Annotated in this window: 13 protein-coding genes; 8 read left to right on the top strand and 5 right to left on the bottom strand. The window is 53.0% G+C overall.

All coding sequences use genetic code 11. From position 1 onward, the window contains the following. Positions 1–190 precede the first annotated feature (190 nt). The 5 genes from GJ746_RS07880 to seqA form a co-directional block, all read right to left on the bottom strand. Complete coding sequence (locus GJ746_RS07880; RefSeq protein ID WP_154679694.1) at positions 191–1,264, bottom strand: zinc-binding dehydrogenase; 1,074 nt, start codon at positions 1,262–1,264, stop codon at positions 191–193. 115 nt (positions 1,265–1,379) lie between these two features. Further along, positions 1,380–2,177 (bottom strand): DeoR/GlpR family DNA-binding transcription regulator, encoded by a 798-nt coding sequence (locus tag GJ746_RS07875; RefSeq protein WP_154679693.1) that lies wholly within the window; start codon positions 2,175–2,177, stop codon positions 1,380–1,382. A 333-nt stretch (positions 2,178–2,510) separates the two neighbouring features. Continuing rightward, entirely contained in the window at positions 2,511–2,930 is a 420-nt protein-coding gene (locus GJ746_RS07870; RefSeq protein ID WP_154679692.1) for an arginine:ornithine antiporter, read from the bottom strand. 57 nt (positions 2,931–2,987) lie between these two features. Beyond that, positions 2,988–4,628: a phosphoglucomutase (alpha-D-glucose-1,6-bisphosphate-dependent) gene (gene pgm / locus GJ746_RS07865; protein WP_154679691.1), complete on the bottom strand. Its 1,641-nt coding sequence runs from the start codon at positions 4,626–4,628 to the stop codon at positions 2,988–2,990. A 31-nt stretch (positions 4,629–4,659) separates the two neighbouring features. Further along, a complete protein-coding gene (seqA, locus tag GJ746_RS07860) occupies positions 4,660–5,208 on the bottom strand; it encodes a replication initiation negative regulator SeqA (RefSeq protein WP_154679690.1) in 549 nt (182 codons plus the stop codon). Between the two features lie 184 nt (positions 5,209–5,392). Here seqA and ybfF point away from each other — a divergent pair, with 184 nt between their 5' ends. From ybfF to GJ746_RS07820, 8 genes are all read left to right on the top strand, one after another. Next, positions 5,393–6,166: an esterase gene (gene ybfF / locus GJ746_RS07855; protein WP_154679689.1), complete on the top strand. Its 774-nt coding sequence runs from the start codon at positions 5,393–5,395 to the stop codon at positions 6,164–6,166. A gap of 133 nt (positions 6,167–6,299) precedes the next feature. Then, a complete protein-coding gene (gene ybfE / locus GJ746_RS07850; RefSeq protein WP_154679688.1) occupies positions 6,300–6,593 on the top strand; it encodes a LexA regulated protein in 294 nt (97 codons plus the stop codon). Positions 6,594–6,743: 150 nt separating this feature from the next. Continuing rightward, positions 6,744–7,274 carry a flavodoxin FldA gene (gene fldA, locus GJ746_RS07845; protein WP_195908812.1) on the top strand — a complete coding sequence of 177 codons (531 nt, stop codon included), beginning with the start codon at positions 6,744–6,746 and terminating at the stop codon, positions 7,272–7,274. Between the two features lie 291 nt (positions 7,275–7,565). Further along, positions 7,566–8,018 (top strand): ferric iron uptake transcriptional regulator, encoded by a 453-nt coding sequence (gene fur / locus GJ746_RS07840; protein ID WP_154679686.1) that lies wholly within the window; start codon positions 7,566–7,568, stop codon positions 8,016–8,018. Positions 8,019–8,149: 131 nt separating this feature from the next. Continuing rightward, positions 8,150–9,076, top strand: coding sequence for a tricarballylate utilization LysR family transcriptional regulator TcuR (gene tcuR, locus GJ746_RS07835; RefSeq protein WP_154679685.1), 927 nt, complete (start codon positions 8,150–8,152; stop codon positions 9,074–9,076). A gap of 97 nt (positions 9,077–9,173) precedes the next feature. Further along, complete coding sequence (tcuA, locus tag GJ746_RS07830; protein ID WP_154679684.1) at positions 9,174–10,577, top strand: FAD-dependent tricarballylate dehydrogenase TcuA; 1,404 nt, start codon at positions 9,174–9,176, stop codon at positions 10,575–10,577. Then, positions 10,564–11,703 carry a tricarballylate utilization 4Fe-4S protein TcuB gene (gene tcuB, locus GJ746_RS07825; protein WP_154679683.1) on the top strand — a complete coding sequence of 380 codons (1,140 nt, stop codon included), beginning with the start codon at positions 10,564–10,566 and terminating at the stop codon, positions 11,701–11,703. Before tcuA ends, tcuB begins: the two co-directional genes overlap by 14 nt. A gap of 55 nt (positions 11,704–11,758) precedes the next feature. After that, positions 11,759–13,054 carry an MFS transporter gene (locus tag GJ746_RS07820; protein WP_154679682.1) on the top strand — a complete coding sequence of 432 codons (1,296 nt, stop codon included), beginning with the start codon at positions 11,759–11,761 and terminating at the stop codon, positions 13,052–13,054. Positions 13,055–13,056: the final 2 nt, after the last annotated feature.

Below are 13,056 nucleotides of genomic sequence, written 5' to 3'. Positions count from 1 at the left end.
AAAATTTATTCACCGGCGTTTTCATGGTACGAATGTTGCCTGATATACTGAGCAATAAATTCACAGCGTTCAGAAATAGAGATACTGATGATATTTATCCCAGTTATCACCATGATACAAATCCAGTATTCATTTAGCCGACGTTGATTCTGTGCCGCTTAAAAAAATGGCGCCATTTAATAAGTTAAGTTTATGGTTTAATGACGACCTTAATAGAGTCCAGTGACTTCGCCACTTCAAAAGCGGCTTTCCACTCATCGATTGAATAGAAGTGAGTAACCACCCCCTTTGCGGTCAGAAGACCTCGCTCAAAGAGATCGATGGCAATTTCATAGCTGTACGGCCCCAGATGCGCGCCGCGGATATCCAGCTCTTTACGGTCGCCAATGATCGACCAGTCAACGGTAGTTTCTTTACCAAACACGCTGAACTCGACGAAGCGCCCCAGCTTACGAATCATCTCCAGACCCTGGGTTACGCCAACTGGAGCTCCGGTGGCTTCGATATAGACGTCGCAGCCGTACCCGTCGGTCATTGATTTAACGATAGCAACCGCATCTTCTTTCGCTGCGTTGATAACCACATCGGCACCAAACGCTTTCGCCAGCGCCAGGCGGTCTTCCATCGTGTCGATAACAACCAGCTTCTTCGGCGTTTTAAGATGCGCGACCTGCACCATACACAGACCCAGCGGCCCGGCGCCAGCGATAACAACCACATCATCCAGATCGATATCTCCGCGGCGTACCGTGTGGATGGCGCATGCCATCGGTTCGATAAGGGCGGCATCTTCTTCGCTTAATGATTCGGGAATCTTGTGAATAATCGCTCTTTCTGAAAAACGCATATATTCAGCCATACCGCCATCGGCAACATCTTTCTGGAAACCGTAAATATCGTGAGTTTCGCACATCCAGTATTTACCAGTTTTACAGAAACGGCACTCATGACAGGGTACAATCTGCTCCGCCAGAATACGGTCGCCAATTTTTAATTTATATTTTTCAGCTGAACCTGGGCCTAATTCAGCAACCCGCCCGTAGAATTCATGTCCCGGAACAACCGGCGTTTTTACCCATGGATTCTCACCCCAGAACATAGCGGCGCCATCCTGGGCCTTACAATCGCCAGCACATATTCCACAACCGTCAACTTTAATAACCACTTCTCTTTCTTGTGCGACCGGACGTTTAATTTTCTCAAAGCGGTAATCCTGGGGACCATGGCAGACAACCGCTTTCATCTCTTCAGGTAATTGTTCCATTGTAAACCTCGTTTGCGGATAAATAATGAAGATGGACAGTATTGCTGACGCAATACTCCTCCATCTGGCACAAGAGTAGTAAATAATGATGAAAATAGTTTATTATGCAGAGCTTTTATTTAGTCTCTACAATATGAACCTGTTCCTGACGATAGATAGCGGTTGGTAATTCGTTAGTGATCATGATATCAATATCCGCTAGATCGCATATTTTATATAATGAATAGCGCTCAAACTTACTGCTATCAACCATCAGAATTTTTTGATCGGCAACTTTAAGCATTTCTTGCTTTAAGCGGACATTAACCTCGTTGCTATCTTTAATTTCCAGACCGGAGTCTAACCCCTGGCAGGAAAAAAAAAGCTTATTCACCTTAAAGTTATTAATAATAAACTCAGCTACCGGACCGTGGAAATCACCGTGTCGCTCAGAATATTCACCCCCAACGCTGACGATTCTTATTTTCTTACGACAGGCCAAGGTTTGAATAATATTCAAAGAATTGGTGATAACGGTCAATTCGATATCAGGCAACTGGCGGGCCAGAAACCAGCAGGAACTACTGTTATCCATGATAATACACTCGTGTTCATGAATAAACTGCAGTGCACCTTTAGCAATACGCATCTTACGCTCCGGCTGCTCTTTAGTGCGTTTAATAAAAGCTTCTGCTTTATCGACAAAGTTTCCATTATTTGTCGGAGTATCGGCAGACAAAAATGATGCATTATTTTCAGAAATCATTGCACCACCAAAGCTGCGCACTATTTTCTTATTCCTGGCCAGCGTAGTTAAATCACGACGAATGGTTTCCGGAGATACGCCAAATATTCGCGACAGCTCATTAACTCTGGCACATCCCTTTTCTACGACATATTCCACAATTAATGAGTGACGTTTAACTTGTAACATATAAGTTCTCAAGAAAGCATCCAGGATTTAATGACATAAATATAACAAAATCATCCATATCAGTAAGTGACATAAATCATACAAAATCAAAACAACCTTGTAGCTTTTTTTAATTTGAAGTCGATCATATATATTTAGAAAATTTCATATGAAACGGGGTTATATTGTGATGAAAACCACAAAAATAAGCGGCATTAATCGATAATCATGCCAGTTTTTTCTGCAGAACGGGCAAAGTCGGGCAAACGTGCAATACCCGATTATGCCCGATTCAGTCACCGCAGGACGCTAACAGCCGTAGATTTCAGGATAACCAGCCTGCCGACATCGCGCTCAAGCCCTGCGGCATCGCCAAAGGGTCGCGACTTTTGCCACCTCTGACAACAGCAGGAACCCAATATAAAATGCGCTCCCCTTAAACTCCATTTCGCGCAGCATCCAGAACACCAGCGAAAGTGAAGGCAGCATGAAAATCAGGCGCAGCGGCGTCTGCGCGTAGGTCAGCCACAGCGCATAGCGGCTCTGCCGCCAGAAGAGAATCATCGACAGCGGAATACTCAGGATCAGCATGAAATTTAGCGGGAATAACCAGGCAGCCGCAGAACCATAGGTTTGCAGAAGCTGAAGATATGAAAGGAGATCGTCGTAGAAAGGTACACGCTGATGGTAGACATTCCAGCAAATAAACTGGAGGAAATAGAACAGATCCATCCCACCCCAGAACCAAAAAACATTTTTACGTTCCAGTTTCATCGCATTCCTTGCGAAAAAAATCAGGCCCTTATAAGGGCCTGATTAACGTGATTTTAATTACGCGTTTTTCAGCACTTCGCTGACAATTACCACCGCTTCTTTCTCAATTTGCTGACGATGCTCAGCGCCGAGGAAGCTTTCACAGTAGATTTTATAGGCATCTTCGGTGCCTGACGGACGCGCGGCGAACCAGCCGTTGTCGGTCATCACCTTCAGGCCGCCAATCGCTGCGCCATTACCCGGCGCCGCGGTCAGACGTGCGGTAATCGGGTCACCGGCCAGGGTGCTGGCGCTAACCATTTCCGGCGAGAGCTTAGACAACGCCGCTTTCTGAGCTGACGTCGCGGAAGCCTGCAGACGGTTGTAGCTTGGCGCACCGAAGCGCTCAGCCAGTTCATCGTAGTGCTGCTGCGGGTTTTTGCCGGTTACGGCAGTGATTTCTGCCGCCAGCAGACACATGATGATCCCGTCTTTGTCGGTAGACCACGGGGTGCCGTCAAAGCGCAGGAATGAGGCTCCCGCGCTCTCTTCGCCGCCAAAACCGAAGCTGCCGTCGAACAGGCCATCAACGAACCACTTAAAGCCGACCGGCACTTCCACCAGCTTACGGCCCAGATCGTTAACCACGCGGTCGATCATCGCCGAAGAGACCAGGGTCTTACCGACCGCAACATCTTTACCCCACTGCGGGCGATGCTGGAACAGATAGTTAATCGCTACCGCCAGATAATGGTTCGGGTTCATTAACCCGGCCGGAGTGACAATACCGTGACGGTCGTAATCCGGGTCATTGGCGAAGGCCAGATCAAACTTGTCGCGCAGCGCCAGCAGGCCGGCCATCGCGCATTCCGAGGAGCAGTCCATGCGGATTGCGCCGTCTTTATCGAGGTGCATAAAGCGGAAGGTCTGATCAACGTGGTCGTTAACGATGGTCAGGTTAAGGTTGTAATGCTTAGCGATACGTTTCCAGTATTCGATACCGGAGCCGCCCAGCGGATCGACGCCCAGCGTCAATCCGGCTTTCTGGATCGCCGCCATATCGACGATATCTGCCAGCCCCTCAACAAACGGCTGCACCAGATCCTGCTCTTTGACGTGGCCGGAAGCCAGCGCTGCATCCAGTGAGATGCGCTTCACGCCCTGCAGACCCGCAGCCAGCAGTTCGTTGGCGCGATTTTCGACAACTTTAGTGACGTTAGTGTCAGCCGGGCCGCCGTTTGGTGGGTTGTACTTAATACCACCGTCTTCCGGCGGGTTGTGTGACGGCGTAATAACAATACCGTCGGCCAGCGGGCCGCCCTTTTTGTTGTGCACCAGAATGGCATTGGAAATCGCCGGCGTCGGAGTGAAGCCGTTATTTTCCTGAACGATGACGTCAACACCGTTCGCCGCCAGCACTTCCAGTACGGAGATGAAGGCTGGCTCGGATAGTGCGTGGGTGTCCTTCCCGACGTAGCATGGGCCGGTGATCCCGTTCTTCGCGCGGTCTTCCGCAATTGCCTGCGCAATCGCCAGAATATGCTGTTCGTTGAAGTTATGGCGCGCCGCGCTACCGCGATGGCCAGAGGTGCCAAACTTCACCGCATGTTCCGCGTTGCCTGCTTCCGGCTTCAGCACATAGTACTGGGCAGTCAGCTGGGCGACGTTAATCAAATCACTCTGTTGCGCAGGTTGACCTGCGCGTTTATCGATTGCCATTGCCTGATCCTTCTGGTGCAAAGTTAAATAACTAGATCGTACCGCAAACCTTTTCGATCAATTCCGCCGGAAACTGCATTGACTGCATAATATGTTCGATCATGCTGCATTTGCGGCCGGTATTGGTATTTGTAATGACCCACCACGGTGTCCCCGGAACCTGCTTAGGCTTCGTCTGATTACCGTTTTTCTGCAGCGTACGCTCATCCTCAGCGAAATATACGCGAGTGCGTCCGTGCAGCGACTCGGTCGCCTCGGCAAACGCTTTGCTGTCTAAGGCGTAGAGGGTTGTCAGAATCAGCATGAAACGGTTTACCGCGCGCTTTTGTTCGGCGTACTCATCGGATAACAGCAGCTCGCGCATCGCACGGACTTTATCTTTCAGAGGATTCGCGGGCTTCACTTCAACGACAGGCGTTGGCGCAGGGGCCGGAGCGGCTTTCGCTACCGGTGCGGCGGTCTGGGAAACGGCGGAAAACTTCAACATGCGCCGTAAAATGTCGGATGCGCTCTCGCCAATATGCTTGGTGTGGCTGGCAATATAGCTATAGAGTTCATCATCAACTTCAATTGTTTTCATCTTAATCCAGTGCGATATCTTTTTCTGAATACAAGTTGTCGGGATTATAGGTACAAATCCCAACCGCGGATAGCGTCAAACCAGGATGGCGGTAAAACTCGGATATCTTCCGGGTCTTGCAGCCGGGTGGCAGAATGTCCAACATAATACCCTAACCCGACGGAGCGAAAAAAAGAACTTTGCCATGAAATTAAATAGCCGAGCGCAATCTGCACAAAATCCGCACAATAATCCCCCTATCGTCCTGGTCCACGGCCTTTTTGGCAGTCTGGATAATCTGGGGATCCTCGCCCGCGATCTGGTCCTTGACCATGATATTTTGCAGGTCGACATGCGAAACCACGGCCTCTCACCGCGCGCGCCGGAGATGACCTATGCCGCGATGGCCCAGGATCTGCTTGATACTCTCAATGAATCACAAATTGAGAGGGCGACCTTTATTGGTCACTCCATGGGAGGTAAGGCCGTGATGGCGCTCAGTGCTCTGGCGCCGGAGCGTATCGCCGGCCTGGTCGCCATTGATATCGCCCCGGTGGATTATCATGTTCGTCGCCATGATGAAATCTTCGCCGCCATCAACGCCGTCACCGACGCGGGTGCCGCCACGCGTCAGCAGGCCGCGGCAGTGATGCGCGAACACCTCAATGAAGAGGGCGTCATTCAGTTTTTGTTGAAATCTTTCGTGGACGGCCAGTGGCGTTTTAACGTGCCGGTGCTGTGGGAACAGTACGCTAATATCGTCGGCTGGCAAACCGTCCCGGCCTGGCCGCATCCGGCGCAGTTTATCCCCGGCGGCAACTCCCCTTACGTCACCGATGAATATCGTGACGCCCTGTTGGCTCAATTTCCCCAGGCGCGCGCGCACGTTATCGCCGGAGCCGGACACTGGGTGCATGCCGAGAAACCGGAAGCCGTTATCCGCGCTATTCGACGTTATTTAGCCACCATCGGCGGGTAACTGCTTAAAATATGCCCGACCGCGCGGCTTAATGCCCGCGGTCGTTGGCGCAGCTCGTCGCCTGATGTATTATGGCGCGCTATCTGCGTCGGCTACTCCCGACAGCTTGTTTCCCCCGAAGTCACTCTGAATCATGGCAAAAGAACAAACGGACCGTACGACATTAGATTTGTTCGCAACTGAGCGTCGGCCGGGCAGACCGAAAACCAATCCGCTTTCGCGCGATGAACAGCTGCGCATCAACAAACGCAACCAGCTTAAACGCGACAAAGTCCGCGGCCTCAAGCGCGTTGAGCTAAAGCTGAATGCCGATGCGGTGGATGCGCTTAACGAGCTGGCGGAAGCCCGTAATATGAACCGCAGCGATCTCATTGAAGAGATGCTGATGAACCAGCTGGCAGCCCTGCGCGACCAGGATAAAGCCTAAAACCCTCAAAAAGTCAGCTTTCATGTAGCAGAGTGTGCAGTTGGGCGTGATTGCTGTTTCCGCGCCTTTCTCTGTTCTGCTATCATTGCCCCTATCTGCGGGCATTACGCCCACTACCACATCATTAAGTTTCAAGAGGTTATTTTACTCATGGCAATCATCGGCATCTTTTTTGGCAGCGACACCGGCAACACCGAAAATATTGCAAAAATGATTCAAAAGCAGCTTGGTAAAGATGTTGCTGATGTTCACGACATTGCCAAAAGCAGCAAAGAGGATCTGGAAGGTCACGATATCCTGCTGCTCGGCATTCCGACCTGGTACTATGGTGAAGCCCAGTGCGATTGGGACGATTTTTTCCCGACCCTGGAAGAGATCGACTTCAATGGCAAACTGGTTGCCCTTTTTGGCTGCGGCGATCAGGAAGACTATGCTGAATACTTCTGTGATGCTCTGGGTACCATTCGCGACATCATCGAACCGCGCGGCGCGACTATCGTTGGCCACTGGCCGACCGCCGGCTACCATTTTGAAGCCTCTAAAGGTCTGGCGGATGACCACCACTTTGTTGGCCTGGCCATCGATGAAGATCGTCAGCCGGAACTGACCAACGAACGCGTGGAAAAATGGGTAAAACAGATTTCTGAAGAGCTGCATCTTGAAGAAATCAAGAATGCCTGAGTCTGAACGGCATAATCATCAGATTTTGCCTAATCTATAGATAAAAGCAATCGAAGTTATAGCTACAAGTTTTTAACTTTTAGTCACATATCTGTACAATGTCCTCTGATTTAACGAGGTCGCGTGAAGCACTTTGTAGCGAGTGCCTCGTTTTTGACAGCATACAAGGCCCGATGCTTGCAGTTTTCATTTCACCATGGCAGTTCTATAATGAGACGCATTACATCGGGTGATTCTCTGTATTACTTCCGCAGATGGAAGTAGATCGTTTAGCAACAGGACAGATTCCGCATGACTGACAACAATACCGCATTAAAGAAGGCTGGCCTGAAAGTGACTCTTCCAAGATTAAAAATCCTGGAAGTCCTTCAGGAACCGGATAACCATCATGTCAGTGCGGAAGACTTATACAAACGCCTGATCGATATGGGCGAAGAGATTGGCCTGGCGACCGTCTATCGCGTACTCAACCAGTTCGACGACGCCGGTATCGTCACCCGTCATAATTTCGAAGGCGGTAAATCCGTTTTTGAACTGACGCAGCAGCATCATCACGATCACCTTATCTGCCTCGACTGCGGCAAAGTGATCGAATTTAGCGATGACTCAATTGAAGCGCGCCAGCGTGAAATTGCCTCCAGGCACGGTATTCGCCTGACTAACCACAGCCTGTACCTTTACGGTCACTGTGCAGAAGGCGACTGCCGCGAAGATGAACATGCTCACGATGCGGCAGAGAAATAATCACCGCAGCGTATAACGTTAAAAGCCAACCTTCAGGTTGGCTTTTTTTTGCTCTGAATATGATCCCCCTCTTCCTCTCGCGCCTCAATACATTTACTGTCAGTGGATCCAGCCTTGTACGGAGAGTCGACATGGAGCTTCGCCAGCTACGCTATTTTGTCCGCATTATCGAAACCGGCAGCATGGGCCGCGCCGCCCTAGATCTGAATATCGGTGTCTCCGCGCTTAGCCAACAAATGGCGCGTCTGGAGAACGAACTTGCTATTCGCCTGCTGCAACGAACATCGCGCGGCGTGATGCCGACCAGCGCTGGCCTTGCCTTTTACTCTCAGGCGCAGCTGGCTCTGCGTCATGCTGATGATGCGGTTCTCGCCGCGCGCGAAGCGCGCCTTTCCGGCCACGTCAGCGTCGGTATGGCCCCAAGCACCGCCTCTGTTCTGGGGGTGCCTTTTATTAACGCGATGCGCGAAAGCTATGCCGATGTCCGCCTGCATTTAGTCGAAAGCCTCTCCGGCAACCTTGAGCGAATGATCAATACCCGTCAGCTTGATTTAGCCATCGTGTTCCAGAAGGAGAAGCTTATGCGCTGGAGCGCCAGACCCATTCTCGAAGAGCGTCTGTTCCTGATAGGTACCCACGAAGTGCTGGCTCCCCTTCCCGACGCGAGCATCTCGCCAGGCCAGCTGGCCGCTATCCCGTTGATTATGCCAAGCCAGGGGCATGGTCTGCGCGGCAGGCTCGAGTCTATCTGCCAGGAACACTCCCTTAACATTGATGTGGTAGCTGAAATCGACGGTCTGGCGCTGCTGATGCGCGCCGTCCGCGACGGACTCGGCGCTACTCTGCAGCCTGGGGCAGCCATTTCTCATCTCGACAACGAGGCGCTGAGAGTGATCGGTGTCGACAATCCGATACTCAGTCGGCCTAATTTTCTCGTCAGTCTCTCTGATGATGAACTGACGCCAGCAGGCCTTGCGGCGCGAGTGATACTGACAAAAGTCATGCGTCAGCTCGTTGAATCAGGCCGCTGGCCGGGCGCCAGTCTTTACGCTCACTAAACCCCCCTTTAGCAATACGCCATAGCGGCTTGCCGGCCTGAGCACCTACATTTCCATTACAAATTTAACAATAAAGCAAACCGTAATGGAGCCAAAAATGGTGGATGTACTGGTGATTGGCGGCGGCAATGCCGCATTATGCGCCGCCTTAACCGCCCGGGAAGCTGGCGCGTCCGTGCTGCTGCTGGAGGCCGCACCGCGGGAATGGCGAGGCGGAAACTCTCAGCACACGCGAAATCTTCGCTGTATGCATGATGCTCCGCAGGATGTTTTAGTCGACAGCTATCCGGAAGAAGAATACTGGCAGGATCTGCTGCGCGTTACCGATGGCAACACCAACGAAACGCTGGCGCGGCTGGTGATCCGCACCTCATCTGAATGCCGCGACTGGATGCGCCAGCATGGCGTTAACTTCCAGCCGCCGCTGTCCGGCGCCCTGCACGTGGCCCGCACTAACGCCTTTTTTATGGGCGGCGGTAAAGCGCTGATAAACGCCTATTACCGCAGCGCAGAACAGTTGGGCGTGCAGATCCGTTACAACACGCCGGTGCAGGCGCTTGAATTACACAACGGCGAATTCGTCGCCGCGCTGGCGGGTGAAGAGAGGATCGCGGCGAAAACCTGCGTCCTCGCCGCGGGCGGGTTTGAATCTAACCGCGAGTGGCTGCGCGAAGCCTGGGGACAGAACGAGCGTGGCGAATGGCCAGCCGATAACTTTCTCATCCGCGGAACCCGCTTCAACCAGGGCGTCCTGCTCAAATTTATGATCGAGGCAGGGGCTGACATCATCGGCGATCCGTCACAGTCACACTGCGTCGCGATTGACGCCCGGGCGCCGCTCTATGATGGCGGCATCTGCACGCGCGTGGACTGCGTGTCGTTGGGTGTGGTTGTCAACCGCGATGCCGAGCGCTTTTATGATGAGGGCGAGGATTTCTGGCCTAAACGCTATGCCATCTGGGGACGGCTGGTCGCCCACCAGCCCGGCCAAATCGGTTACTCGATCATCGACAGCAAAGCGATCGGTCATTTTATGCCGCCCGTTTTTCCCGGAGCCCAGGCCAATACTATCGCCGAACTGGCTCGCCAGCTGGGGCTGGACGCGGAACGACTGTCGCAAACCATCGCCCGCTATAACGCCGCCTGTACGCCCGGCCAGTTCGATCATACCCGCCTTGATAACTGCGCGACATCAGACCTGACGCCGCCGAAAACCCACTGGGCGCGGCCCATCGATACGCCGCCCTACTACGGTTATGCGTTACGTCCAGGGATCACTTTCACCTATCTCGGACTCTATGTTAATGAACGCTCCGCCGTCCATTTTGCAGGCAAGCCCAGCCGTAACCTGTTCGTGGCCGGTGAAATGATGGCCGGCAACGTACTGGGCAAAGGCTATACCGCCGGGGTGGGCATGTCGATTGGTACTACATTCGGTTGCATTGCCGGCCAGCAAGCCGCCCATGCGGCACAGCAGGAGACACAGCATGAAGTCGCTTGAAAAGCTGATCATTGACGCACAAATCATCACTGAACCAGAAGCGGAAGTTGAAAGGGTGATGCAGGTGTGTAACGCCTGCCGTTATTGTGAAGGGTTTTGCGCCGTATTTCCGGCGATGACCCAGCGCCTCGCCTTTGGCAAAGCGGATATTAACTACCTGGCCAACCTGTGCCACAACTGCGGTGCCTGCCTGCACGCTTGCCAGTACGCGCCGCCGCATGAGTTTGCCATTAACGTTCCGAAAGCGATGGCGGAAGTGCGACTGGAAACCTATCAACATTATGCTCAGCCCGCGGCTTTCGGCAGCCTGTATCGTCGGGCTGGCGTAACCACGGTGCTGGCTCTGATTGCCGGTTTGATCCTCTTTTTACTGCTGGCGATGGGGCTCAAAGGCTCACTGCTTCATCCACCGCTGGCCGGCGATTTTTACCAGATATTTCCCCATAACCTGCTGGCGTGGATGTTTGGCTCGGTCTTCATTCTGGCCATCGGTTTACTGATGACCGGGGTGATCCGTTTCTGGCGCGAGATATCACCAGGCCAACCGCAGCCTGGTGATATCGCAAAGGCCTCACATGATGCGCTTACGCTGAAATATCTCGACGGCGGACACGGTAAAGGCTGCAACGAGTCTGATGACGCGTTTACGCTGATGCGCCGCCGTTTCCATCACTTTACCTTCTATGGTTTCCTGCTCTGTTTCGCCGCCACTGTGGTCGCCACGGGCTACCACTATTTCGCCGGATGGGAAGCTCCCTACCCGTTCTTCAGCGTTCCTGTACTTCTGGGTACGCTTGGCGGAATTGGCTTGCTGGTAGGTCCGGCTGGCTTGCTGTGGCTGAACCTGCGTCGTTCTCCGCTGCACGGCGACGCGCGACAAAAACCCATGGATCGTGGCTTTATTCTGCTGCTGTTCCTGACCAGCCTTACCGGGCTCGCCCTGTTGGCAGGACGCGACACTTCGTGGATGGGCATCCTGCTTGCCATTCATCTTGGCGTCGTGATGGCGCTGTTTTTAACTATTCCCTACGGAAAATTTGCCCACGGATTTTATCGCTGTGCGGCGTTACTCAAGTGGGCAATTGAGAAACGCCGTGGAAAACAGGCGGCAGTCGCAGGCGACTAATCCGCTCCCTCTTACCTCTATAAAAACAAGATAAAGACAATGGAGAGCAACCCCTATGACGCAACAATCATCGCGTGCCGGCACCTTTGGCGCAATTCTCCGCGTGACCAGCGGCAATTTTCTCGAACAATTCGACTTTTTTCTGTTTGGCTTTTACGCCACCTACATCGCCAGAACCTTCTTTCCGGCAGAGAGTGAGTTTGCGGCGTTAATGCTCACCTTTGCCGTGTTTGGCTCCGGCTTCCTGATGCGCCCCATCGGCGCGATAGTGCTGGGAGCCTATATCGACAGAATCGGCCGCCGGAAAGGGCTCATGGTGACGCTGGCGATTATGGGCTGCGGGACGCTACTGATAGCGCTGGTACCCGGCTATAACACAATCGGGGTTCTCGCCCCCATCCTGGTGTTAGTCGGCCGTCTGCTGCAGGGGTTTTCAGCGGGCGTAGAACTTGGCGGCGTTTCGGTTTATCTGTCGGAAATCGCCACGCCGGGGAAAAAAGGGTTCTATACCAGCTGGCAATCCGCCAGCCAACAGGTGGCGATTGTCATGGCGGCGCTGATTGGCTACGTGTTGAACGAAACGCTCGGCCACGACGAGATAGCCGAATGGGGCTGGCGCATCCCCTTCTTTATTGGCTGCCTGATTATTCCGCTTATTTTTGTGCTGCGTCGTTCTTTACAGGAGACCGAAGACTTCCTGCAGCGCAAACATCGTCCTGATACCAAAGAGATCCTGACCACGATTGCCAAAAACTGGCGCATTATTATCGCCGGGACGCTGCTGGTAGCGATGACCACCACCACCTTTTACTTCATTACCGTCTATACGCCAACCTACGGTAGAACGGTTCTGCATCTTAGCGCTCGCGACAGTCTGCTGGTCACCATGCTGGTCGGCATCTCTAACTTTATCTGGTTACCGATTGGCGGGGCAATTTCTGACAGAATAGGCCGTCGTCCGGTGCTCATGGGGATCACCCTGCTGGCGCTGCTCACCACCTGGCCGGTGATGCACTGGCTCACCGCCGCGCCGGATTTCACCCGCATGACGCTGGTCCTGCTGTGGTTCTCATTCTTCTTTGGCATGTATAACGGCGCGATGGTGGCAGCGCTCACGGAAGTGATGCCGGTCTACGTCCGTACCGTGGGCTTTTCACTGGCCTTTAGTCTCGCAACCGCTATCTTTGGTGGCCTGACGCCGGCGATTTCTACCGCCCTGGTGGAGATAACGGGGGATAAAAGTTCCCCTGGCTGGTGGTTGATGTGCGCTGCGCTATGCGGGTTTGCGGCAACCGCGATGCTCTTCGTGCGCCTGAGCCGCGGCTATCAGCCGGCAGAAGTACAGCATTAAAA

It is taken from the genome of Klebsiella oxytoca (assembly GCF_009707385.1).
Classification (GTDB): Bacteria; Pseudomonadota; Gammaproteobacteria; order Enterobacterales; family Enterobacteriaceae; genus Klebsiella; species Klebsiella oxytoca_C.
The sequence above is the reverse complement of the archived record's forward strand: the minus strand, read 5'-3'. Positions and strand labels throughout refer to the sequence as shown.

What these genes read in the sequence shown, in the direction of transcription:
- GJ746_RS07880 (WP_154679694.1), bottom strand. Translation starts at nt 1,264, where the DNA reads ATGGAACAATTACCTGAAGAGATGAAAGCGGTTGTCTGCCATGGTCCC.
- GJ746_RS07875 (WP_154679693.1), bottom strand. Translation starts at nt 2,177, where the DNA reads ATGTTACAAGTTAAACGTCACTCATTAATTGTGGAATATGTCGTAGAA.
- GJ746_RS07870 (WP_154679692.1), bottom strand. Translation starts at nt 2,930, where the DNA reads ATGAAACTGGAACGTAAAAATGTTTTTTGGTTCTGGGGTGGGATGGAT.
- pgm (WP_154679691.1), bottom strand. Translation starts at nt 4,628, where the DNA reads ATGGCAATCGATAAACGCGCAGGTCAACCTGCGCAACAGAGTGATTTG.
- seqA (WP_154679690.1), bottom strand. Translation starts at nt 5,208, where the DNA reads ATGAAAACAATTGAAGTTGATGATGAACTCTATAGCTATATTGCCAGC.
- ybfF (WP_154679689.1), top strand. Translation starts at nt 5,393, where the DNA reads ATGAAATTAAATAGCCGAGCGCAATCTGCACAAAATCCGCACAATAAT.
- ybfE (WP_154679688.1), top strand. Translation starts at nt 6,300, where the DNA reads ATGGCAAAAGAACAAACGGACCGTACGACATTAGATTTGTTCGCAACT.
- fldA (WP_195908812.1), top strand. Translation starts at nt 6,744, where the DNA reads ATGGCAATCATCGGCATCTTTTTTGGCAGCGACACCGGCAACACCGAA.
- fur (WP_154679686.1), top strand. Translation starts at nt 7,566, where the DNA reads ATGACTGACAACAATACCGCATTAAAGAAGGCTGGCCTGAAAGTGACT.
- tcuR (WP_154679685.1), top strand. Translation starts at nt 8,150, where the DNA reads ATGGAGCTTCGCCAGCTACGCTATTTTGTCCGCATTATCGAAACCGGC.
- tcuA (WP_154679684.1), top strand. Translation starts at nt 9,174, where the DNA reads ATGGTGGATGTACTGGTGATTGGCGGCGGCAATGCCGCATTATGCGCC.
- tcuB (WP_154679683.1), top strand. Translation starts at nt 10,564, where the DNA reads ATGAAGTCGCTTGAAAAGCTGATCATTGACGCACAAATCATCACTGAA.
- GJ746_RS07820 (WP_154679682.1), top strand. Translation starts at nt 11,759, where the DNA reads ATGACGCAACAATCATCGCGTGCCGGCACCTTTGGCGCAATTCTCCGC.